We start from the raw sequence: 21,124 nt of genomic DNA, 5'->3' as shown, positions 1-21,124 counted from the left end.
TGAACGCAAAACACCGCAGCATGGCGCATCCTTAACTGCTAATGACCTGGAGGGCACAAGACACAGCTTGCGACAACCTGATCTGTTAAAGACTTCCAATCTGCCGAAACGGCAAGGTCGCACCCGCGATGGATGGCAGATGCTGTTCCCACAACTGCTAAAATAACCCAGTGGCCTCGGTACGGCAATAAGCTGGGCGAATGCGACCAATCAACGGCGGTATCGGGCCCTGCAGGGCTGGTTGCTGCACGGCCGGTACCTTCTATCATACCCGCTTTGGGAGCCACTGAGTCCCAAGCTTGTCCCGAGTCGTGTTCCGGTATCCGATCTCCTGCAGAGCCTCGCAACGCAGTGGTGATGCGCTCCGGCCTTAGCTCCACCTGGCAGCTCCGTGCTGAACTCCCGCGGCTGCCAGATCGATCAGCTGGGTCCGACGCGTAACGCGCCGCATGATCAGGGCCTTGGCGAGGCGATCCCCCTCCCCAACCGCAGCATAGCTGCAGATGGCGAGCAACACCTTCTCCTCCTCCCGGCTGGCTCTGGCAGAGTCGGTGCTGCCACCGCCCTTATAATGCAGGGATTTGCCGAACGCCTCGGAAGCTTTCTTGGGCGTCTCAACGGTCGTCTCTGATCACGCCCCCTTCCCGGTCCCGTCCCCCTCAAGGGCCGCCAGAGCCATCGCACATTGCACTAAGCCTCGGAAATCAATTAGAAATCGCAATCTTCGCAATGTGCAGTGAAAATGCGCACATTGCGAAGTAACCTGATAACCCATTGAAAAACCACCGCCCGACCGACATACAATGTGCGGGCTTTTATCTTGCCATCTTAATCGGTTGCGTAAGCGTCCGGTCTCTGCACCCAGATTGAGTAGTGCTTTTGCGCGACATGTCGGGCTCCTTCGTAACATGGAGGATCTCCGGTGAATTTGAGACATTTCGAGAACAAGGCGCGGCAATCCTGGTGGGTGGTTCACGTTGAGGCGTGGCAGCGCAGCGGTATGACGCGGACCGAATATTGCCGCGTGCATCGCCTGACGAAGGACACGCTCGATCGCTGGCTGAAGTACTTCGCGGGCAACGAGGCGGCTCGTAAGCATGCGGAATATTAGGCGGAATTGCGCCGCCAGAAGCGCCTGGAAGAGCGAGCGAAGCGGCAGAAAAAGCGGGCTCGGCTGCGCTTTTCGGTGACCACGGATGTGCGCAATCGTGCTGTCCAGGCGTACTGGGCGATGCATGTCGAGGCGATGAACTGGAGCGGCATGGGTGTTCGCGAATATGCCGCGGCGCTGCATCTTTCGCCGACGAGCTTGCGCATATGGCGTGACCGACTGGACGAAGGTGAGGTCGAAATCGACTGGCGGGCGCATCTTCATCCCTCCGCCCGCCCGGTCGTTAGCACTAGTGCTAACGGAACGCCGCCGGAATCGAGCTTGACGGCCGCGTCGAACGATGATCCAGGCACGCCCCGGCAACCTGCCCGACGCTTCTTCAGCGACGCCGAAAAGCACGCCATTGCGCTGGAGAGCGACCGGCCAGGTGTCAGCGTCTCGCAGGTCGCGCGAAAGCACGGGATTGTCACGGGGCTGTTGTTCCGTTGGCGCGCGCAGTTCGGCGTAGCGCAGAAGAAGCGCGCGAAGCTTGCGGCTGTGGCGATGGGCGATGACACTGCGGCGGTGCGCCTTCTGCAGAGCCTGGTACAGCCGCCTGATGGAATGACGGCGATCGATCTGCCTGATGGCCGGCGTGTCTTCGCACCGGCCGGCAGCGATCCGGATGCCGTTCGACAACGCGTCGCGAGTGAAGGAACGACACCATGATGATCGTGCCGGCGGGTGTGAAAGTGCATCTGGCGCTGGGCTACACCGACATGAGGAAGGATCTCGACGGGCTCGCCATGCTGGTGCAGCAAACACTGAAGCTGGACCCGTTCTCGGGCCATCTGTTTGCCTTCCGGGGCAAGAGGGCGTCGATGCTGAAGATCCTGTTCTGGGACGGAAACGGACTGTGGCTGTTCACCAAACGGCTCGACCAGGGCAGCTTCGCATGGCCGGTGATGGCGGGCTATGATGGTTCGATCACGCTGACGCCGGCGCAGCTTGCGATGCTGATCGAAGGCATCGACTGGCGCGTTCCCGAGCGTGTCATCGACAAGGATGCTGCTGGGCAACTCGTGACTCGGAAACTCATCCCGGTTCGATCCGGACGGGACCATGCCGCAAGTCGCACTTCCAAGATTGCTTTTCGGCGCGCCAATTTTCGTCGACGATGACGAAATCGAGTTTATTGTAGAACTGCTTCGACAGCTCGTAGTCACTGCAGATGATTGCAATATGATGGATTGCTAGAAGCAACGAATTAACCCCACATGAGCATGGTGATCGCCTTACCCTGGCACGTCTGTGCCGCATTCAAACCAGCCTTGTCGCGGCCGGGATCGATCCCGCGTTCCGATGAAGCCCGCGCTTCCTTCCGAGACAACTCCGGCATGCATCCAATTCGAATCCGGCATTCTTAGTGACGCCGAGCGTCGTCTGAGTTTCGGCCATCGGTAGGCTGGCCTGCAGGCGCTATCGGCGGTCCGATGATTTCGGCGTCATAGCGGGCACTCACACGCTTCAGGGCCTCGATGTCCGGCGGCGTCGAGGGCGGCAATCCTTCCGCCGCTGCAGGCCGGCCGCCGTCTATGAAAACCCCCTCCCCGCCGCCGGGCGTAAGCAACGTCAGCATCCGTGCTGGCTTGTCGCCCTCGACGACGAAGGTGTGGGGAACGTTTCTCGGCAGGAACACGAATGAGCCGGCGGTAGCCCGGAAGGTGCGATCGCCGCATTTCATCGTCAGTTCGCCTTCCAGCACGTAGAAGGATTCGTCCTCACGACGATGGACATGCAGCGGCGGCGAGAAGCCAGGCGCGATCAGGGATTCCAGCAGACCGAAGCCACCGCCGGTGTTCGCCTCGGTGGCTTTCACCGTCATTCGGTTTCTCAAGAACCAGATCGCGTCCCCCTCTCCTGGCCCAAGGAAACGGGCCTCATCGGCTGTATGGCTCAACATTGTCATGCAAGAACTCCTTCAACATGCCTGATGCTGTATTGCACGCTTGTGCAATTAGTGCATCTCAGTATAAGTAGCGTACATGAATGTCAATCCACGCCTCCGCACCGCGCAGAAGCGGCGCACCCGCAAAGCGATCGTCGACGCGGCGATTGCCTTGCTTGCCCGCGGTGAGACGCCGACCGTCAATGATGTGGCGACCGCCGCCGACGTCTCGCGGCGAACCGTTTATCTCTACTTTCCAAGTTTCGATCAGCTCCTGCTGGACGCGACCATCGGCGCGCTCAGCCAAGCTTCCGTCGATCAAGCCATCGATCAGGTAAGCCATGATGGCGAGGCTCGCGTCGAGCATCTGGTCCGCGCGCTTCATCACGTCAGCCCGGAAGTGGAACGGCTCGGGCGTTCGCTGATCCGTCTGACGGTCGATGCGAATGCAGCTCCGATCGGGGAAGGCGTGCCGCGCCGGGGCTATCGCAGGATCGAATGGATCGAATCCGCACTGTCGCCGTGGCGCGATCGACTGGAGCCCGAACGCTGGAATAAAATTGTCCGCGCGCTGGCCATGGTAATCGGCTGGGAAGCGCTGATCGTCCAGCGCGACGTCTGCGGCCTCAGCGCGGCGGCGGGCGAGGAACTCTCGGTCTGGGCAGCCAAGGCGTTGTTGAACGCGGCACTTCAGGAGGCCAGCCTTGCGACGACACCGACGCGGAAAAAGCATCGCGATCAGGCATAGCCATGACGCCTTCGCGCGGTGCGCGGTGGCGGGCGACTCGATCTTCGCCGCCGGCCGATTGGCCGGGGCAACGTTCTTCGCGCTTACGCTGAACGCCGCCGAAAGAGGAAGAGCACTTCTTTGATAGTGGGTTCCTCGCTGTAGCCGTCTCTCGACTCGAACCCCCGAACTCACACAACCATCCTATTTATACGTCCTGACCGCAATTTGCCGCACAGCCTGATCGGCGCCCTTTCGACGGTGACTAATACAATTTAGATCCTGATCTCGGAACGGAAATCCGCGCACAGGCGGACACATACCGGGGCAGAGGTCATGAAAAGCGACACCCTCTCCTATCCTCCTCGCGGTCTCTCACGCGAAGAAGCCGCCCGATATGTTGGCGTGGGCATAACCAAATTCGACCAAATGGTTGCTGATCGCCGCATGCCGAAGCCAAAGAAAGTTGACGGCCGCGTGATTTGGGATCGGCTCAAACTCGAAGCGGCCTTTGGCGATCTGCCGGGAGACGATGAGGAGAATCTCGTCGACTTCCTGTTGCAAGGGAATCATCGCAGGGAATAGATTCATTCTACCATGACCGACAAACATCCCGGCCTCTCCTCCTACATCGACCGCCATGGCAAAGTTCGCTGGCGCTATCGGACGAAGGAGCGTGTGGTTAGTCTGCCAGCTCCCAATCAGCTGGGATTCAAGGAGGCCTACCAAGCAGCGGTCGAAGGCCGGAAAGTTCCCAAGGCTCCCGTCGTCCGTCTGCCTGGAGCGGCCCTGCCCGGCACATTCGGAGCGGCCTTTCAACGGTTGAAGATCTCAGTCAAGTGGTTGGCGCTTGACGAAGCCAGCAAGCGCAAGAACACGCGGCTGATCGAAGAATTTCTAAACCTGCGAGTGGTCCCTGATCACCCGCTCATATGGCGGGATGTAGCGGTTAAGAATCTTAGGCGTATCCATATTGAAGAGCTTCTTGGCCGCTTCATCGCCACGCCCCATAAGGCCAAGCACCTGCTGGTGGGCATACGCAAGCTGGTCTATGTCGCGCTGCGGCAAGATTGGATCGAAATCGATCCGACTGCAGCGGTCGAATGGCGGCCCGCCTATGCCGGTTGGAAAGCCTGGTCGCGCGAAGCGATGGCGCAATTCGAAAACCGTTGGCAGCTCGGCACCGCAGCACGCACTTGCTACGGTTTGGCGCTTTGGCTCGGCAACCGCCGCGGCGACGTCGCGGGCCTTCGCTGGGATCAGCGGGTCATCCGCAGTGTCTTCATCGATGGTGTCGAGCATCACTTCGACGGGTTTGATATCGTTCAGGCCAAGAACAAGGGACGAACAGGTGGCAAACGGCTTTTCGTGCCGATCACACCGATGCTGTCTGAGATCCTTGATGCAGCCGACAGGCGCGGCGAGACCGTTCTGGTCAACGGCTATGGCGAGCCCTTCTCCGCCAAGTCACTGACTGGGATGATGGCGCATTGGTGCAAACTTGCCGGTCTTCCGAAGGGTCTGACCCTACACGGTCTGAGGAAGTCGCTCGGTGTTTATCTGGCGGAGGCCGAGGCCTCAACCAGACAGCTCATGGACGTACTAGGGCACGACGATATCGATCATGCGGAGCTCTATTCGCGCGAGGCATCACAGGTTCGGCTGGCGGTCCAGGGGATGGATCGAGTCGTGCGTCTCGTGACGCGGAAGACGATGCTTGGCGAACCTGTTGGCGAACCTCGTGGCGAACCACCACGTAAGCCATTGACAAGTAACGATAATGGTGGGCCCGGAGGGACTCGAACCCCCAACCAAGCGGTTATGAGCCGCCGGCTCTAACCATTGAGCTACAGGCCCCACGCGGGCTGGATTAATGTTTTTCGCATCGCGGCACAAGGCTTTACCGGCGGGCTTTCGCAGATCGCCCAAATCAACCCATAATCGCGCTCTACGCGACCCCCGCGACCTGATCGCAGACCAAGGAGATTTTCATGACCAGACATCTTTTGCCCCTCGCGCTCGCCGCTGCAACCGCTTTTCCGGCGATGGCTGGAGCCACCGATCTGCCGACGCCGCCCCGCATCATCGTGTCCGGCGAAGGCGAAGCAACCGTGGCGCCCGATCTGGCGATCCTGACGCTCAGCGTCATGCGCGAAGCCAAGACGGCGCGCGCCGCACTCGACGCCAACAATGACGCCATGGCCGCCGTGATCGCCGCGATGAAGGCCGCCGGCATCAAGGATCGCGACCTGCAGACAGCGGGCATCCAGATCAACCCCCGCTACAACTACACCAACAAGCCGGACGGCGGCCAGGACGCCGAACTCGTCGCCTACCAGGTGACCAACACGCTCTCGGTGCGAGTGCGAGACGTCGACAAGACAGGCGAGATCCTCGACAAGGCGGTGTCGCTCGGCGTCAACCAGGGCGGCGGCATTGCCTTCTCCAATGACAATCCGGCGGCCACCGTCACCGAGGCGCGCAAGAAGGCGGTCGCCGACGCCGAGGCCAAGGCCAAGACGCTGGCCCAGGCGGCGGGTGTCAGTCTCGGCCGGGTGCTTGAGATCACGGACCAGAACATCAGGCCGGCGCCGATGCCGATCAACGCCAAGGCGTTCGACGCGGCGGCCGGCGCGGCGCCGGTGCAGGCCGGCGAGAATTCCTACAACGTCCAGGTCACCGTTAGCTTCGAACTGAAGTAACCGGCTGATCCGATGGCCGGTCCTGCCGGCCATCGGTCACCCCTTGGCACGCATGAAAAACCCCGCGGGATCGCTCCCGCGGGGTTTTTTGAGCCGCACCTGTCCGATAGACAGGGGCCCTGCTACCCCAGGCTGATCTTCGCAGAAGATCATGCCCCCAGACCGACCATCGCAGATGGCGTGTCCAGACCGACCATCGCAGATGGCGTGTCCAGACCGACCATCGCAGATGGCGTGTTCAGACCGACCATGGCAGATGGCGTGTCCAGACCGACCATCTAGAGGGTCTCCCGGCTAATTATGCCGCTGCTAATCCTCGCAAAGGATTATGCCGCTACCAATCTGCGGAAGATCATGTCTTCAGCGATAGATGACCGGGCAGCCACGTTCGTTGGCGAACACAACGACGATGCGGTCGCCGTACTGGCGGCCCATCACCTTGACCACGCGGCGGTTGACATCGACGATGCGGGCACGGTGCAGCCCCATGCGCTCGGCCTTGTCGAGGGCGCGGTCCGGCGAGCAGCCGCGGCGCCAATCGTCGCGGCGCCAATCGTCACGGCGCTCGTCGTCGCGGCGCTCGTCCCGGCGGTGGCGATAGCCGTCATCATCGCCGGTATAGACGCCGAAGCGCGGGTCGTTGTTGTTGCCGAAACCGAGATAGAGGCTGTCGGCGTGGGCGGGGATGGCCGCCAGCGTGCCGAGGCCGACCAGAGCCGAAAGCGCTGCCGTCTTGATGGTGGTATACATGGTTCTCTCTCCTTGTCGCGGGCTCGCGCCCGTCCTCGTGAAACCGATGGCGGGAGAATGCACTGGCCTGTCTGAACTATTTACGAACTCGCTGTTCATCCGCGGTTCATGTGATGCCGGCGGGCAAAGCGCCGGCCCCTCCGCGCGTGTCAGGGTTCGTCGTCGAGCATGTAGTCAAAATAGTCTTCCGGTTCGGCAAGGTCCGTCTCGCTCGCCTTGACCCGGCCGCGCATCGAGATGCCGGCCTCATGCACGGTTTCGGCACTGCCCGAGACCAACCGGTGCCACCAGTAAAGGTCGTGGCCCTCGGCCACCAACCGGTAGGCGCAGGTGCTGGGCAGCCAGCTGATGGTCCGCACATTCTGCGGCGTCAGGCCGACGCAATCGGGAACACGCGCCAGCCGGTTGGCATAGTCGGCACAGCGGCAGCTTTCGGCGTCGAACAGCCGGCAGCCGACAGTGGTCCAGTAGATTTCGCCGGTGTCCTCGTCCTCGAGCTTCGACAGGCAGCACTTGCCGCAGCCGTCGCAGAGCGATTCCCACTCCGTGGGGCTCATCGCTTCCAGCGTCTTGGTTTTCCAGAACGGCGTTTCCATTTCCGGCATGTGGCCCCAGCAGACGCCAAGGTCAAGCGCGACAACAGCCGGAATCGGGGCGGAACCCGGCCGAATGACACGAAGTTGCCTTCAAAAGGCCGGCCAATAGCCCTGTACGGCCCCTAACGATGGGCAACTGGAACCAATTTCGTCAAAAGCGGTTTCGGCAAGGATGGGACCCCACAAGGAGAATTTCGATGAAACGCCAACCACGGATTCTGGCAGGCACAGCCCTTGGCCTGTTGATGGCATCCGCGCCGTTAGGCGCGTCCCCGCTTCAGGGGACAGCCGCGTTCGGCCCCATGCAAGGCGGGGGGACACCGCTGATCATCCTGGCGCAGGACACGCCCACTGACCAGGGGCAGAGCGACGAGGAACAGCTCCGCAAGAAGAAGCGCGAGCAGAAACAGCAGACGGAATCCGCCCCGGCCGCCCAGCAGCCCGCCCCCGCGGCCGAGGAACAGCAGCCACGCAGGAAGAAGCGCGACCAGCAGCAGCAGGCCGAGCAGGCTCCTGCTGGCGAGGCAGCGCCCGCCACAGACGAGCAGCAGCCGCGCAGGAAGAAGCGCGACCAGCAGCAGCAGCAGACCGAGCAGGCTCCCGCCGCCGAGGCAGCGCCCGCCACAGACGAGCAGCAGCCGCGCAGGAAGAAGCGCGACCAGCAGCAGCAGACCGAGCAGGCTCCCGCCGGCCAGGCTGCACCCGCCACCGACGAGCAGCAGCCGCGCAGGAAGAAGCGCGACCAGCAGCAGCAGGCCGAGCAGGCTCCTGCTGGCGAGGCAGCGCCCGCCACCGACGAGCAGCAGCCGCGCAGGAAGAAGCGCGAGCAGCAGCAGCAGCAGCAGCAGACCGAGCAGGCTCCGGCCGGCCAGGCAGCGCCCGCCACCGACGAGCAGCAGCCGCGCAGGAAGAAGCGCGACCAGCAGCAGCAGACCGAGCAGGCTCCCGCCGGCGAGGCGGCCCCTGCCAACGACAACCAGCCGACCAAGCCCGGCAGGAAACCCAAGCAGGATCAGCAGAAAGAGGCGCCGGCCGCCGTGCCGGAGACCACCCCTACGCCGAAGGTTGAACCGGCACCCGCCGGCGAGCAGCCTCCCGCCCAAGGCGAACAGTCCCAGGACAAGACGAAGAAGCGCGGCAGGAAACCGGCTGGCGAACAGCCTACGACCGGCGAGCAGCCCGCGACCGGTGAACAGCCGGCGACCGGAGAGCAGCCCGCTACCGGTAGGCCCGCTACCCCTGGACAAGCCGCGCCTGTCCAGGGCGAAAACCCGGTTCAGGGCGAAGCACCCGCCGACAAGAACGCCGCACCCATCCTCGACAGCCAGAAGGATGCCAGGCGCAAGGGTCGCGGCGAGAATAGCCAGGGTGGCCGGATGCCCGCCAACCAGCCCGCCAACCAGAATGGCGAAGAACAGAATGGTGGGCAGCAGAATGGTGGCCAAAATGCCCAGCAGGGCGGTGACCAGGGCCGCAAGCCGGTAGTAGCGCCGGTGGATCAGGGTCCGCCTCCAACCGACGATAGGGCCGCCCAGGAGGCGATCAAGCCCGAAAAGATCGTGCCGGTGACGCAGGAGCAGGGCAAGCGCCTCGAGCGCGCGCCTGACGAGGACATTCGTGAGCGCCGCCGGCCCAAGGGCGTCGACGTGCTCAAGGAGATCGGTGACCGGGTCATCGTCCAGTTCAACAACCAGACGTTCGTCCAGAGCAATGACCGCCCGCGCCTGACCCGCGGCGCCAAGGATGTCTACTACGAGGACCTGCCGCAGGGCCGCACACGCGAGACGGTCGAGCGCGACAATGGCTTCCGGATCGTCACCATCCGCAACCGCTACGGCGACATCCTGCAGCGGTCGCGCATCGCGCCCGACGGTCGCGAATATGTGCTGAGCTATGTCGACGAACGCAGCTACCAGGACGAAGAGGACTGGCGCGATCCCGGCGATGACCTGCCGCCCATGCGGCTGACCATTCCGCGCCGGGATTACATTCTCGATTCCGAGGATGTCGAAAGCGACGACGACTACTATACCTTCCTCGAACAGCCGCCGGTGGAGAAGGTGCAGCGCCTCTATTCGATCAACGAGGTCAAACGTTCGGCCCGCGTGCGTGACATTGCCCGGCGCATCGACCTCGACACGCTGAACTTCGAATTCGGCTCCTCTTCGATCTCCGACACCGAGGTGCAGAAGCTCCAGGGTGTCGCCGACGCCATGGAGAAGCTGTTGAAGAAGAATCCGGCGGAGACCTTCTTGATCGAGGGCCATACCGACGCCGTCGGTACGCCGGAGGCGAACCTTGCCTTGTCGGATCGCCGTGCCGAAGCGGTTGCGGAAGCGCTGACCAATGCCTTCGGCATCCCACCCGAGAACCTGACGACACAGGGTTATGGCGAGGAGTATCTGAAGGTCGACACCTCGGCGCCCAACCGCGAGAACCGGCGTGTCGCCATCCGCCGCATCACCTCTCTGGTGGCGCCGGTGGCGAGCAACAATTGACCCGCCTTTCCAGCGGCTTGCAGTAATTTCTGGAATCAGGTCGGCAACAACGCCCCATCCCGGTCAACCGGGATGGGCTGGAACCAGGGGCAGCAGGACCGGGTCAACAAGAATTGTACAGCCATTAGAGCCAACTCATTGAATCACAGGACTTCGCACCCCAGATTCTTGTTTGGGCGTTCCCTGCCCCGTCCCGACTCCAGCGGGACGCAATGAGCCCCGCCGGCCCTCTCCGGCGGGGTTTTTTTGCTTCAGATCCATCTTGCAAACGGTGGCCTGGTGGCCGGAATACGCTCTCAATGCCGACCAGAGAACAACCGGAACTGTCCATGAAGCGGAGCCGGCAGGCGGATGAGGGCAGCGCCAGCGGCGGGTAACGCCCGCTAATAGATGCTTTTGACGTTCGTATCCGAATTCGCAAACACCTCATCCGGCACAAAGAAGTCTCCCGCCAACGGCCCGGTCGCGCCTGGCGCATAGACCGAGAAATCGCTGACACCGTCGGCGCGCAGCACCTCCTCGTCGATGTAGAAATTGCCCGTCGCCTCGCGCGACGGCCGCATGAAGATCGCATGCGCGGCATCGGCCATGATGTCTGGCGACCGGCTCATCGCCGCCACCGTCGCCCCACCCAGCAGATTGCGCACCGCCGCCGTGTCGATGGTCGAGATCGGCCACAGCGAATTGACGGCGATGCCGTCCTTGGCGAATTCCGCGCTCATGCCCAGCGTGCACATCGACATGCCGAACTTGGCCATGGTGTAGGCGACGTGGTTCTTGAACCATTTGGCCTTCATGTCGAGCGGCGGCGCCAGATTCAGGATGTGAGGGTTTTTAGCCAACTTCAGGTGCGGGATGCACATTTTGGAGACGAGGAAGGTGCCGCGCGTGTTGATCTGATGCATCAGGTCGTAGCGCTTCATGTCGGTTTCCAGCGTGCCGGTAAGCTGGATGGCGCTGGCATTGTTGACGCAGATATCGATGCCGCCGAATTTCTCGACGGTCCTGGCGACCGCCTCGGCGACCTGCCCTTCCTCGCGGATGTCGCACAGCATCGGCAGCGCCTTGCCGCCCGCCTGCTCGATCTCTTGCGCCGCGCTGTAGATCGTGCCCGGCAGCTTGGGATGCGGCTCTGCGGTCTTGGCCGCGATCGTCACATTGGCGCCGTCACGCGCGGCGCGCAGCGCGATCGCCAGCCCGATGCCGCGCGACCCGCCGGAGATGAACAGCGTCTTTCCCTTGAGCGACATTTTTCCTCCGCGTCCTCATACTTCTTTGTACGATCCTTGCCCGCGCAGCAGGGGGATACAAGAGCTTGTGATGGCAAGCCATGGTGACGCTGCGGAGGCTGGCTGGCCGAGTGCCTGAAACATGTTGGATTGACCCGGAGTTTGGTGTATATTCTATATATAGATAGGTAGAATATAGAATGGCACTCTCGATCAAGAACATGGAAGTCGAGCAATTGGCGCGTGAACTCGCCCGCCGCCGCCGCGTGTCCGTGACCGAGGCGATCCGTCAGAGCCTTGAGCGCGAGGTTGCGCGCGAACGGTTGGTGCCTCGCGATGAAGCAAGCGACCTATTTCAACGGTTGATGGCAATTTCCGATAGCGCCGGAAAAATCCCCAAGCGCGAAAATGCGATGACTGACGACGAAATCCTCGGTTACGACGAATTCGGAATCCCGACGAAATGATCATCGATTCCTCGGTCTTGGTCGCCATTTTGCGTGTCGAGCCGGGCTTCGAACGTTTCGTGCTCGCGATCACGCAAGCCAAGAGACGGTTGCTGGCAGCGCCAACCTTTCTTGAAACCACCATGGTGCTCGCGGGCGGCCGGCAGGATGAAATCCTGGATCGCCTCGACCGCTTCCTGCGCACCGCCTCGATCGAGACAATCGACTTCACCACCGACCATGCAGCTGTCGCCCGGCAAGCCTTTCTGCGTTATGGCAAGGGCCGGCACCCGGCGGCGCTGACCTTCGGCGACTGCATCGCCTACGCCACGGCCCGGCTCGAAGCCATGCCGCTGCTCTTCAAAGGTGATGATTTCCGCCTGACCGATATCGAAGCGGCGGTCTGATCGATATCAGACCAGCACCAGCCCCTGTCGCATGGCAATGGCGATGGCGTCCGTACGATTGGCGGCGCCGAGCTTGATCAGGATCGCGGCGACGTGGAACTTCGCCGTATGCACGGAAATGTTGAGCCGCCTCGCGATTACCTTGTTGGGCGCGCCTTCGGCGAGCAGCGCCAGCACTTCCGCCTCGCGTGGCGACAGCGCTGGCCGGGCGGCGTGCTCGTCCAAAGCTTCATCCTCGAACGGCTCGCCATCGCCGGCGTGGAAATCCTCACGGCGTCCGGGCGCGCGGCCATTGCCCGATATGCTGTAGCCAGCAGCGGCCAACCGCGCCGCCGCTCCGATCAACAGGTCGTCCGCGCCGGCGGGCATGACGGCAAACACTTCGCCGGCAGGCCGCTCGCCGCTGGCGCGCGCCGAGAGCAGCACCCGTGGCACTGAGGCCGGCACGGCATCACCGCTCCTGTCGTCGACGATCGCGACATCGGCCCTGCCGCCGCCAACCACCACCGGCAACAGGTCGTCGCTGGCGGCAAGCGAGGCGGCCAGGCGCTCGGCGCGCCCGGCATCGCCAAGCGCGATCAGCACCACCAGCCGCCGCGAAGCCGCACTGTCGGTCCCGATCCGGTCGCTGGCGAGTGTTTCCATCATTCCTCTCAGCTCAGCGGCTTTTCGCCGATGGTCAGCACGACGTCGCGCTGTTCGCCGCCCCGCACGACACCCAACGTCACCGAAGCACCGGCACTGTCAGGCCCGAGCCGGCGGATCAGGTCGCGCGGACCATGCACGGCCTCGCCGTTCCACGCCACGATGATGTCGCCGAGCGAGAGGCCGGCGGCCTTGGCCGGGCCATTGTCGTCGAGGCTCATCACCATTGCGCCATGCGCGTCGCGATCACGCACCGGATGCAGTCCGGCGCCGAGATAGCCGCGTGCGACATGGCCCTTTTCGCGCAGCGTCGCCACCGCGCGTTCGATCGTCTCGTGGGGCATGACCAGCGCACGGCCGCGCGGCCCGAACAACAGCATGCCGATCAGCGCGCCCTTGGCGTCGAGCACCGGGCCGCCCTCGAAGCGGCCGCCGGCGCCGACGGCCAGGTTGATGCGCCGGTCGATGGTGCCGCCGCGCATCGAGCGCCAGGCCGGCCCGACTTCGCCGACCGAGCCGGACACGGCCAGTGCTGAACCCTGGCTGCTGCCGATGGCAATGGCGATGTTGCCCGGCCGAACGGCATCGGCCCTGGCAAGGACAGGCGCGGTGGCCGCATCGGCAGGCTTCAGCAGAGCGACGCCCGTCGAAGGATCGCGGCCGATGAGTTCGGCCTTCACAGTGTCGCCGGAGGCCAGCGTCAGTTCGATTTCCTCGCCGGCCTCGACGGCTTCCTCGGCGGTGACGAAATAGCCGTCGCGCCAATGGAAGGCGCTGGCCGTGCGGTGGTGATGGGTGGCGAAGCTCGCCGTCGCCGGCGCGGCTTCCGCTGCCAGATCGGCGATGGCGTCTGAAAACGCGCTCAAATTGAAGTCGCTCATAAGGGTCTCCTGGGTTTCTTGCATGTCCCAGATATCGCTCGACGGCGCGCTTGCGGGTACTCGCCTGACGGCTAGTTGCGGGTTTGACTGGCCATCTGGTCAGGTCGCGGCGGTTCGGGCCGCTCCGCACATATAGTGTGTGTCGCGCAAAAGTGCTCACCGGTTTTGGGACAACGACACGCATGCAAGAAACGCATCGTTGTGCCTGAAAACACGGAGCCCGCTCATGGCCCTCGCCGCCCCCAAAATCCAATCCGATGACACCTTGCTCGACGCCTATTCCGAAACAGTAGCGGACGCTGTCGATCGCATCGGCCCGGCCGTCTGCCGCATCGAGCGCATCGGCGGCCCGGGCGGCCATGGGTCGGGCTTCGTCATCGCGCCGGATGGGCTGGTCGTAACCAATTTCCATGTCGTGGGTGACGCCAGAACAGTGCGCGTCTCGATGCCGGACGGCGCCTCCAGCGAGGGCCGCGTGCTCGGCCGCGACCCCGACGCCGACATCGCCTTGGTGCGCGCCGATGGCAGCTTCGCCGATGTGGCGCCGCTCGGCGATTCCAAGCGGCTGCGGCGCGGCCAGATCGCGATTGCCATCGGCAATCCGCTGGGCTTCGAATGGACGGTCACCTCGGGCGTCGTCTCGGCGCTCGGCCGCTCGATGCGCGCCTCGACCGGCAGGCTGATCGACGACGTCATCCAGACCGACGCCGCGCTCAACCCCGGCAATTCCGGTGGGCCGCTGGTGTCGTCGGCGGGCGAAGTGATCGGCGTCAACACCGCCATGATCCACGGCGCGCAAGGCATTGCCTTCGCCGTCGCCTCCAACACCGCCAGGTTCGTCATCTCCGAGATCATCCGCTTCGGCCGCGTGCGCCGCGCCTTCATCGGTGTCTCCGCCGATACCGTAAACCTGCCGCGCCGCGCGGCGCTGTTGTCGCAGGTGTCGACCAGCACGGCGGTACGCCTGCGCAGCGTCGAGAAGGACGGCCCGGCGGCCAAGGCAGGTCTCAAGGAAGGCGACATCATCGCCGCCATCGACGGGCGCCCGGTGACGGGCGTCGACGATCTCGTGCGCATGCTCGACGCCGAGCGCATCGGCCGCGAGACGCTGTGCACCGTGGTACGCCGCACCGGCGTCAGCCAGGTGGCGGTGACGCCGGTGGCAAGGGCGAGCTGAGCCCGCCCCTCACACCCCCGCCGCGCCTTCGGCATACTGCGCCAGGAACTCCTCGCTGGGCGGGATCGGCTTGATGACGTCGATCAGCACGCCGTTGGGATCTTTGGTGATGAAGTGGCGCTGGCCGAAGGGCTCGTCGCGCAGCGTGCGCAGGATCGGCAGGCCGGCGGCGGTGATCCGTTCGTAGACTGCGTCAGGATCGCGGACCTCGAAATTGATCAGCAGGCCCGAGGTCCGCCCCCGTCCCTCCTCAGGGATCGTCTCGTGGTCGCCCTGGACAATGCCGAGATTGACCCTGCGGTTGTCCACCGATTGCAGGTGCACGTACCAGTCGCTCGTAAACAGCGGCTGGAACCCGAAATGCTCGACATAGAAGGCAGCCGTGCCGGCGACATCGCCGGTCATCAGCACCGGGTAGTAGCTCGTCGTCTTCATCTTTCCTTCTCCCGTCAATCAACATACAGTCTGCATGTAAATCGAATTAACATACAGGCTGCATGTATGCAACAGGAATCCGGGCGCCGCTCGAACCGCGACCGCACCGAGGCGACGCGCGCCGACCTGATCGCGGCGGCGCGCAAACTGTTTACGGAAAAATCCTATGCCGAGACCGGCACGCCGGAGATCGTTGCCGCCGCAGGCGTGACGCGTGGCGCGCTCTATCACCACTTTGCCGACAAGCAGGCGCTTTTCGCCGCCGTGGCTGAACAGGAAGCGGCGGCTGTGGCGCGGGAGATCGACCGCGCCTCCCCGCCTTCGCTCAGCGCCCGCGATGCGCTGATTGCCGGTTCCGACGCCTATCTCATGGCCATGCGCGCGCCCGGCCGCACGCGGCTCTTGCTGCTCGACGGCCCGGCCGTGCTCGGCCGCACCGCCATGGACGCGATCGATAACCGCCACGGTAACCGCTCGCTGCGTGAAGGCCTTGTCGCGGCCATGCGGGCGCGATCGATGACAAAGCTGCCGGCGGAGGCGCTGACGGCGCTGCTCGGTTCTGCTTTCGACCGCGCTGCGCTCGCCATCGAGGCGGGCGCATCAGCCGAGGACTATCGCGCCGTCTTGACGGCGCTGATAGACGGACTGTCCCGCGCCTGATGCGAATATGATCACACAGTCGCTGCCCGGTTGCCGGCGACGATGTCCGCGTGCGTGAGCTTGTCGCCGGCTGCCATGAACTGCCTGATCAGGGCATCACGATTTCCGGAAGCGCGGGATTTGTCGGCCGACCGCAGCGCCGCCTTCAGCTGATCGCTTGTCAGCTCGGTGCAATAGGCGGGAGTGCCGGGCTGCTGACGCCAGGAATCGACAAGGCTCCCTGAGTCCAGCGCCTCAAAGCCCGTGGCCTCTACCAACTCCATGGTCGTGGCCTTAGCCTCAGAATAGTCACCGCCCACCGGAAGGTGCGCCGACACCGTACTCAGCCGGTTCCGCCGATCCATCCTGCCGTGGGCCGAGATCGGGAGGGCGGCCAGCGTGCTTATCGCTCAACTCCGATCTGCAGGGGCGATCCGTGCGAGAACACCGCGACCCCGGGAGCGGCACTGTTGGCGAGGAACACCGCCCGCCGGGCGAGCACTTCCGCAAGGCGTCCCCGGTAGGTCGCGTCCGCGAACAGGTCTACCGTCAGGCCATCGAGCGGCATGTGCACCTCTCGAAGCGCGTCGCCGACGAACGTCGCGGCAAGCGCCGCCTCCGCCTCGAGCCAGCGGAATGCGCCGTCGGCGCGGACGGCCGCGACTGCCAGGTGGGGGCGGCCGTCCGCCGCGAGCGCCACGAACACCCCGGCCATGGGGTAGCGCGCGGCCGGATTCAGAAACTTGACGTAGGCCGCCTTCGCGGGCACGGGGAACGTCACAGCGGTGACGATCTCCCCCGGTTCCAGCGCCGTCCGGCCGGGGCCGGCGAAGAACTCGGCGGCGGCGAGGTCCCGCCCCGTCGTGTGAACCGTCGCGCCGAGCGCGAGACAGGCGGCGGGATAGTCGCCAGCGACCTCGTGCGCGACGACGGCACCGCCCAGTGTGGCCCGGTGGCGCACCGCTGGGTCACCGATATGTCCTGCCAGGCCCGCCAGCGCCGGCAGCCGGTCCCGAACGACCTCCGAGACGGCGACCTCGGCGTGCGTCGCGCCGGCTCCGATCGTGATCCCGCCGTCGCGTAGGTCGATCTCCCGCGGAAGCACCCCGGAGATCTTCACGAGGCTCGCGGGGGCGCGCCGGCGATGTTTTAGATCCCGCAGGAGCGTCTGGCCTCCGGCGAGCAAGGCCGCTCCCCCCGCGGCGCCGAGCCGACGAGCCTCGTCGAGTGAGCTGGCCCGATGGTAATCGAATTCATTCATGGCAAGGTCCTCACTCGCGCCCGGCGGCCATCGCCTTGGTGCCTGCCGCGATCGCTTTGACGATGTTGTGGTAGCCCGTGCAGCGGCAAATATTGCCCTTGAGCTCCTCGCGGATCGTCGCCTCGTCCACCGCGCCCCGGCGCCGGGCAATATCGATCGCCATCATCACCATGCCCGACGTGCAGTAGCCGCACTGAAGAGCATGGTGCTCGCGAAAGGCCGCCTGCATGGGGTGGAGCGGGGCGCCGCGCGGGGCCAACCCCTCGATAGTCGTGACCGCCGAACCCTCGCACTCCAGCGCCAGCATGGTGCACGACTTCACCGCGAGGCCGTCCACGTGGACGACGCAAGCTCCGCACTGCGTCGTGTCGCACCCGACGTGCGTGCCCGTCAGTTGAAGGTGCTCCCGTAGATACTCGACGAGGAGCGTGCGTCCCTTGACCGCAGCGCGGACCGCGCGGCCGTTCACCGTCATCGCGAGTTCAGGCATCGTCCCCTCCCTTGGCTGCCTGGACGAGCAGCATGAACGCGCCGGCCTGCGAACCGCCAGGCGATGACGGTTCCGCTCCGGTCTCGCGGGCCAGACTGCGCCGCCCCTCCTGCGCCCGTTCGATCGCCCGCCACACGTGCATTGGGGTCATTGGCATCGCCACCTCGGTCACGCCGACCGGCGCCAGCGCATCGAGGACAGCGTTAACGACTGCCGGGGTCGCACCGATCGTGGCGCCCTCGCCGACGCCCTTGGCGCCGAGCGGATTCAGCTTGGTCGGGATCTCGGTATGGCCCGTCTCGAAAGAGGGTAGGTCCGCGGCGCGCGGCATCGCGTACTCGGAGAAACTAGCGACCATCGGCTCACCGCCCATCCCGTAGACCATCGACTCCATGAGCGCCTGGCCCACGCCTTGCGCCGCACCGCCGTGCACCTGCCCTTCGACGAGCAGGGGATTGATGATCCGGCCGCAGTCGTCCACCACGACGTGACGCAATAACGCGACCTGCCCGGTCTCGAGATCGACCTCGACGACGGCAATGTGAGTGCCGTAGGCGAAGGGCATGTCTTCTGGATCGAAGAATTCGGTCTCGTCGAGGCCAGGCGCCGTGCCCATCGGCAAGTCGAGGCCGAGATGGGTGTCGCGCGCCACGTCGGCGAGAGTCAGAGTCTCGGCTTCCCGGTCCGAGGGGGGGAGTTCCATGCCCAACCGTCGCCGGAAGACGGCGTGGACTACCCGGTCCTCGACCTTCTTTCCGGTGTGTGCGACCGCCGCGATGACCCCCAATCCATCCGAGGCTCGGAAAACGCCGTGCTCGAAGGTGAGGTCCGCGGGGCGCCTCTGGAGCTTGTGGGCGGCGATCTTCCGGGCCTTCTCCAGGAGCCTGCCAGCCGCCATGTGGACGGCCGTGCCGCCGATCGCCATGGAACGCGAGTTGAAGGTGCCGGTCCCGAACGGCACGGCTTGAGTGTCGCCCTGCACGACCTCGACCTCGTTGGGCGCCAGTCCTAGTACGTCGGCCGCGATCTGGGCGAGACTCGTCGCGTGGCCCTGCCCGGTGCTCATCGCGCCGGAGAAGACGGTCGCGGAACCGTCGGCGTTGACGACCACGCGCGCGCTTTCGTGGCCGGCTCGCCAGAAGCCGACCGCGCCCATCCCGATCGAGGGGCCAACGGCCGAACTCTCGGAGAAGGTGGCGAGCCCGATGCCAAGGAAGCGACCTTCCGCCCGCAAGATCGCCTGACGCTCACGCAACTTTCGGTAGCCCGCCAGGTCGAGCGCCGCGTCCAGGCTGGCGGCGTAATCGCCCGAGTCGAGCGTCCATCCGGTCGGCATCCGGTGCGGCATGGCGGACGGGGGCACGAAATTCACCCTCCGGACTTCGGCCGGATCCATCGCGAGTTCGCGGGCCAGCTCGTCCATCATCCGCTCGAGGAGGAAGGTGGCCTCGGGGTGTCCCGCGCCGCGGTAGGGACCGGTGGGCGTGCGATTGGTGAAGACCCCCACCACCTCAGTCGCGACGTTCGGGATGTCGTAAGGGCCGGAGACGCCGTATCCTGTGTTGATCGCGGGCACGCCAGGCCCCATGCCGATAGCATAGGCACCGAGGTCGGCGACGAGCCGAGAGCGGAAGCCGGTGATCCGGCCGTCGCGCCGGGCCGCGATCTCGGCGTACTGGACCTGATCGCGCCCGTGCGTGGTGGCGAGAAAGCTTTCACCGCGCGCCTCCGCCCACGCGCAGGCGCGGCCCGTGCGCATCGACAGCACGGCGCAGATCACGTCCTCGGCGTAAAAACAGAGCTTGGCTCCGAACCCTCCACCGATGTCTGGGGCGACCAGCCGCAGCTTATGCAGCGGCAGGCCAAGGCATGCGCCGAGGGCACGCGCGTGGACGTGAGGGAGCTGGCTCGACGTGTGGTGGACCAGCCGGCCCGACGCGAGGGCGAACTCGGACAGAACGACGCGGCCCTCGAGCGGCGCGGGGGCGACCCGGTTGTTGGTCAGACGCCGTCGCACGACGACTTCGGCGTCGGCGAGAGCGCGGTCGACATGGCCGCCCTCACGGCGGAACTGGTAGCCGATGTTGTTGGGCAAGGCGTCGTGAAGTTGGGCAGCACCCGGCTCGATGGCCGCCTCTTGTTCGGCGACCGCGGGGAGCACCTCGTAGGAGACCTCGATTGCAGCCAGCGCATCTTCCGCCGCGTTGGCGCTCTCGGCCGCGACTGCCGCGATCGGCTCGCCAACGTACCGAGCACGGTCGCGGGCCAGGACCGGATGCAGCGGGACCCCGATCATGCCGGGGGCTTCCCAATCGCAGGGGAGGTCACCGATGCCCGCCAGGTCGTCGGCCATGAGGACAGCCACGACACCCGGCATCGCGCGGGCGGCGGTGGCGTCGACCGCGAGGATCCGGGCGTGGGGGTGAGGCGAGCGCAGTATCTTGACGCGCAGGGCGTCGGACGTCGCGATCAAGTCCGAGACGTAGCGGCTCCCGCCTCGCAGCAAGCGTTCGTCTTCGAGACGACGGACGGGGCGGCCCACGCTGGGACCCTCGGCCACCGGAGAATGCAAGTCCGGATTCTGGGCCTCCATCACAGGCACCGCGCCAGGAGGTCCTGCAGCTTTCCCTCGAGCTTTGCGCCGATCTCGGCCGCATCGGGAACACCGAAGGAGCCGAAGAGCGACGCGGGGCTGTCGTAGCTCACGATCGTCTTGCGGGTCTCCGGCGACTCGTACGCGGCCAGCCGAAATGGCGTATACAGGCAGACCGCCGGGGCTTTATCGGACACGTCTTTCGCGATGAGTGGATTGCCGATGGCGTACTGGACGCTGGCGTGGGTTCGGCCGAAGTGGGAGAATAGTTGATTGTGTATGGCCTTCATGAACAGAACGAAGCCGCTCGACCCGATGAGCCCCTCGACCCGCGCCCTGAGTTGGTCCTCTGGAAGGTTCAAGTCGGCGAGTTCCCCGAGTACCTCCGGCGAGACCAGAGGCGCGCGCTTCTCGAGTTCACTGATGAACGCCTCGAACGGCTTGTCCGTGGTCAGGGTGTGTCGCGTGACGCTGAACGTCTGTTCGGTTGCCATCGTCTTCATACTCCTCGTCCCTCACTTCAGCCGCCGATCGAGTGGATTGCCGACGGTGGCGCCTGTGCTCGCGGCGGACTTTCTGTCAGCGGCAAGAGATGATCAAGATCATCTTT

The 21,124-nt window shown here is 64.7% G+C and carries 26 protein-coding genes, 1 tRNA gene and 1 pseudogene; 12 read left to right on the top strand and 16 right to left on the bottom strand.

The window, feature by feature from the left end:
• The first annotated feature begins 922 nt into the window (after positions 1 to 922).
• Genes tnpA (O7B34_RS22120) through tnpB form a run of 3 tightly spaced genes read left to right on the top strand, consistent with a single transcriptional unit; the run spans position 923 to position 2,271 of the window.
• Positions 923 to 1,111: an IS66 family insertion sequence element accessory protein TnpA gene (tnpA, locus tag O7B34_RS22120; RefSeq protein ID WP_337148091.1), complete on the top strand. Its 189-nt coding sequence runs from the start codon at positions 923 to 925 to the stop codon at positions 1,109 to 1,111.
• A 6-nt stretch (positions 1,112 to 1,117) separates the two neighbouring features.
• On the top strand, positions 1,118 to 1,819 hold the full coding sequence (gene tnpA / locus O7B34_RS22115) for an IS66-like element accessory protein TnpA (RefSeq protein ID WP_337148089.1): 702 nt from the start codon (positions 1,118 to 1,120) through the stop codon (positions 1,817 to 1,819).
• Entirely contained in the window at positions 1,816 to 2,271 is a 456-nt protein-coding gene (gene tnpB / locus O7B34_RS22110) for an IS66 family insertion sequence element accessory protein TnpB (protein WP_442920989.1), read from the top strand. The genes tnpA (O7B34_RS22115) and tnpB overlap by 4 nt, the downstream gene beginning before the upstream one ends.
• On the opposite strand, the gene O7B34_RS22105 is transcribed toward tnpB, so the two are convergent.
• Together O7B34_RS22105 and O7B34_RS22100 are read right to left on the bottom strand one after the other, a co-directional pair.
• A complete protein-coding gene (locus O7B34_RS22105; protein WP_337148088.1) occupies positions 2,186 to 2,410 on the bottom strand; it encodes a VOC family protein in 225 nt (74 codons plus the stop codon). The genes tnpB and O7B34_RS22105 overlap by 86 nt on opposite strands.
• Positions 2,411 to 2,513: 103 nt before the next feature.
• Positions 2,514 to 2,975 carry a cupin domain-containing protein gene (locus O7B34_RS22100; protein ID WP_337148087.1) on the bottom strand — a complete coding sequence of 154 codons (462 nt, stop codon included), beginning with the start codon at positions 2,973 to 2,975 and terminating at the stop codon, positions 2,514 to 2,516.
• Positions 2,976 to 3,135: 160 nt separating this feature from the next.
• Between O7B34_RS22100 and O7B34_RS22095 the strand changes: the two genes are divergently transcribed.
• Together O7B34_RS22095 and O7B34_RS22090 are read left to right on the top strand one after the other, a co-directional pair.
• Entirely contained in the window at positions 3,136 to 3,786 is a 651-nt protein-coding gene (locus tag O7B34_RS22095) for a TetR/AcrR family transcriptional regulator (RefSeq protein ID WP_337148086.1), read from the top strand.
• A gap of 315 nt (positions 3,787 to 4,101) precedes the next feature.
• Positions 4,102 to 4,350: a hypothetical protein gene (locus O7B34_RS22090; protein ID WP_337148085.1), complete on the top strand. Its 249-nt coding sequence runs from the start codon at positions 4,102 to 4,104 to the stop codon at positions 4,348 to 4,350.
• 312 nt (positions 4,351 to 4,662) lie between these two features.
• Here the strand turns inward: O7B34_RS22090 and O7B34_RS22085 are convergent, their stop codons facing one another.
• Positions 4,663 to 5,067 carry a hypothetical protein gene (locus O7B34_RS22085; protein ID WP_337148083.1) on the bottom strand — a complete coding sequence of 135 codons (405 nt, stop codon included), beginning with the start codon at positions 5,065 to 5,067 and terminating at the stop codon, positions 4,663 to 4,665.
• On the opposite strand from O7B34_RS22085, the pseudogene O7B34_RS22080 reads away from it, so the two are divergent.
• A pseudogene (locus tag O7B34_RS22080) lies at positions 4,972 to 5,355 on the top strand (tyrosine-type recombinase/integrase); the annotation flags it as partial. The gene O7B34_RS22085 and the pseudogene O7B34_RS22080 sit on opposite strands and share 96 nt — an antisense overlap.
• 191 nt (positions 5,356 to 5,546) lie before the next feature.
• Here the strand turns inward: O7B34_RS22080 and O7B34_RS22075 are convergent.
• Positions 5,547 to 5,622, bottom strand: a tRNA-Ile gene (locus O7B34_RS22075).
• Between the two features lie 134 nt (positions 5,623 to 5,756).
• Here O7B34_RS22075 and O7B34_RS22070 point away from each other — a divergent pair.
• Positions 5,757 to 6,467: an SIMPL domain-containing protein gene (locus O7B34_RS22070; protein WP_337148081.1), complete on the top strand. Its 711-nt coding sequence runs from the start codon at positions 5,757 to 5,759 to the stop codon at positions 6,465 to 6,467.
• A 149-nt stretch (positions 6,468 to 6,616) separates the two neighbouring features.
• Here the strand turns inward: O7B34_RS22070 and O7B34_RS22065 are convergent, their stop codons facing one another.
• From O7B34_RS22065 to O7B34_RS22055, 3 genes are all read right to left on the bottom strand, one after another.
• Positions 6,617 to 6,745 carry a hypothetical protein gene (locus O7B34_RS22065; protein ID WP_337148080.1) on the bottom strand — a complete coding sequence of 43 codons (129 nt, stop codon included), beginning with the start codon at positions 6,743 to 6,745 and terminating at the stop codon, positions 6,617 to 6,619.
• A gap of 82 nt (positions 6,746 to 6,827) precedes the next feature.
• Positions 6,828 to 7,217 carry a hypothetical protein gene (locus tag O7B34_RS22060; RefSeq protein WP_337139894.1) on the bottom strand — a complete coding sequence of 130 codons (390 nt, stop codon included), beginning with the start codon at positions 7,215 to 7,217 and terminating at the stop codon, positions 6,828 to 6,830.
• Positions 7,218 to 7,366: 149 nt separating this feature from the next.
• A complete protein-coding gene (locus O7B34_RS22055) occupies positions 7,367 to 7,813 on the bottom strand; it encodes a YcgN family cysteine cluster protein (RefSeq protein ID WP_337148191.1) in 447 nt (148 codons plus the stop codon).
• A 197-nt stretch (positions 7,814 to 8,010) separates the two neighbouring features.
• Between O7B34_RS22055 and O7B34_RS22050 the strand changes: the two genes are divergently transcribed.
• Positions 8,011 to 10,311 (top strand): OmpA family protein, encoded by a 2,301-nt coding sequence (locus tag O7B34_RS22050; protein WP_337148079.1) that lies wholly within the window; start codon positions 8,011 to 8,013, stop codon positions 10,309 to 10,311.
• Between the two features lie 383 nt (positions 10,312 to 10,694).
• Here the strand turns inward: O7B34_RS22050 and O7B34_RS22045 are convergent, their stop codons facing one another.
• Entirely contained in the window at positions 10,695 to 11,561 is an 867-nt protein-coding gene (locus O7B34_RS22045; RefSeq protein ID WP_337148078.1) for an SDR family oxidoreductase, read from the bottom strand.
• Positions 11,562 to 11,740: 179 nt separating this feature from the next.
• Here O7B34_RS22045 and O7B34_RS22040 point away from each other — a divergent pair, with 179 nt between their 5' ends.
• Positions 11,741 to 12,007 carry a type II toxin-antitoxin system VapB family antitoxin gene (locus O7B34_RS22040; RefSeq protein ID WP_140505177.1) on the top strand — a complete coding sequence of 89 codons (267 nt, stop codon included), beginning with the start codon at positions 11,741 to 11,743 and terminating at the stop codon, positions 12,005 to 12,007.
• The gene (locus O7B34_RS22035) at positions 12,004 to 12,393 is read left to right on the top strand and encodes a type II toxin-antitoxin system VapC family toxin (RefSeq protein WP_337148077.1); all 390 of its coding nucleotides are present in this window, start codon (positions 12,004 to 12,006) and stop codon (positions 12,391 to 12,393) included. The genes O7B34_RS22040 and O7B34_RS22035 overlap by 4 nt, the downstream gene beginning before the upstream one ends.
• 6 nt (positions 12,394 to 12,399) lie before the next feature.
• Here O7B34_RS22035 and O7B34_RS22030 read toward each other — a convergent pair whose 3' ends face one another.
• Both O7B34_RS22030 and O7B34_RS22025 read right to left on the bottom strand, forming a co-directional pair.
• Complete coding sequence (locus O7B34_RS22030) at positions 12,400 to 13,038, bottom strand: helix-turn-helix transcriptional regulator (RefSeq protein ID WP_337148190.1); 639 nt, start codon at positions 13,036 to 13,038, stop codon at positions 12,400 to 12,402.
• A gap of 8 nt (positions 13,039 to 13,046) precedes the next feature.
• Entirely contained in the window at positions 13,047 to 13,919 is an 873-nt protein-coding gene (locus O7B34_RS22025; RefSeq protein WP_337148076.1) for a S1C family serine protease, read from the bottom strand.
• A 226-nt stretch (positions 13,920 to 14,145) separates the two neighbouring features.
• Here O7B34_RS22025 and O7B34_RS22020 point away from each other — a divergent pair, with 226 nt between their 5' ends.
• Entirely contained in the window at positions 14,146 to 15,096 is a 951-nt protein-coding gene (locus O7B34_RS22020) for a S1C family serine protease (protein WP_337148075.1), read from the top strand.
• A 9-nt stretch (positions 15,097 to 15,105) separates the two neighbouring features.
• Here O7B34_RS22020 and O7B34_RS22015 read toward each other — a convergent pair whose 3' ends face one another.
• Complete coding sequence (locus O7B34_RS22015; RefSeq protein ID WP_337148074.1) at positions 15,106 to 15,531, bottom strand: VOC family protein; 426 nt, start codon at positions 15,529 to 15,531, stop codon at positions 15,106 to 15,108.
• A 66-nt stretch (positions 15,532 to 15,597) separates the two neighbouring features.
• Here O7B34_RS22015 and O7B34_RS22010 point away from each other — a divergent pair, with 66 nt between their 5' ends.
• Positions 15,598 to 16,191, top strand: coding sequence for a TetR/AcrR family transcriptional regulator (locus tag O7B34_RS22010; RefSeq protein WP_337148073.1), 594 nt, complete (start codon positions 15,598 to 15,600; stop codon positions 16,189 to 16,191).
• 11 nt (positions 16,192 to 16,202) lie between these two features.
• Here the strand turns inward: O7B34_RS22010 and O7B34_RS22005 are convergent, their stop codons facing one another.
• The 5 genes from O7B34_RS22005 to O7B34_RS21985 form a co-directional block, all read right to left on the bottom strand.
• Complete coding sequence (locus tag O7B34_RS22005) at positions 16,203 to 16,490, bottom strand: hypothetical protein (protein WP_442920988.1); 288 nt, start codon at positions 16,488 to 16,490, stop codon at positions 16,203 to 16,205.
• An 83-nt stretch (positions 16,491 to 16,573) separates the two neighbouring features.
• The gene (locus O7B34_RS22000; protein WP_337148072.1) at positions 16,574 to 17,431 is read right to left on the bottom strand and encodes an FAD binding domain-containing protein; all 858 of its coding nucleotides are present in this window, start codon (positions 17,429 to 17,431) and stop codon (positions 16,574 to 16,576) included.
• 10 nt (positions 17,432 to 17,441) lie between these two features.
• Entirely contained in the window at positions 17,442 to 17,921 is a 480-nt protein-coding gene (locus O7B34_RS21995) for a (2Fe-2S)-binding protein (protein ID WP_337148071.1), read from the bottom strand.
• Positions 17,914 to 20,514 (bottom strand): xanthine dehydrogenase family protein molybdopterin-binding subunit, encoded by a 2,601-nt coding sequence (locus O7B34_RS21990; RefSeq protein WP_337148069.1) that lies wholly within the window; start codon positions 20,512 to 20,514, stop codon positions 17,914 to 17,916. Before O7B34_RS21990 ends, O7B34_RS21995 begins: the two co-directional genes overlap by 8 nt.
• Entirely contained in the window at positions 20,514 to 21,017 is a 504-nt protein-coding gene (locus O7B34_RS21985) for a DUF302 domain-containing protein (RefSeq protein WP_337148067.1), read from the bottom strand. The genes O7B34_RS21990 and O7B34_RS21985 overlap by 1 nt, the downstream gene beginning before the upstream one ends.
• Between the last annotated feature and the right edge of the window lie 107 nt (positions 21,018 to 21,124).

This window comes from Mesorhizobium sp. Cs1299R1N3 (genome assembly GCF_037179625.1).
Taxonomy (GTDB): Bacteria; Pseudomonadota; Alphaproteobacteria; order Rhizobiales; family Rhizobiaceae; genus Mesorhizobium; species Mesorhizobium salmacidum.
This window is presented reverse-complemented; position numbering and strand designations above follow the sequence as displayed.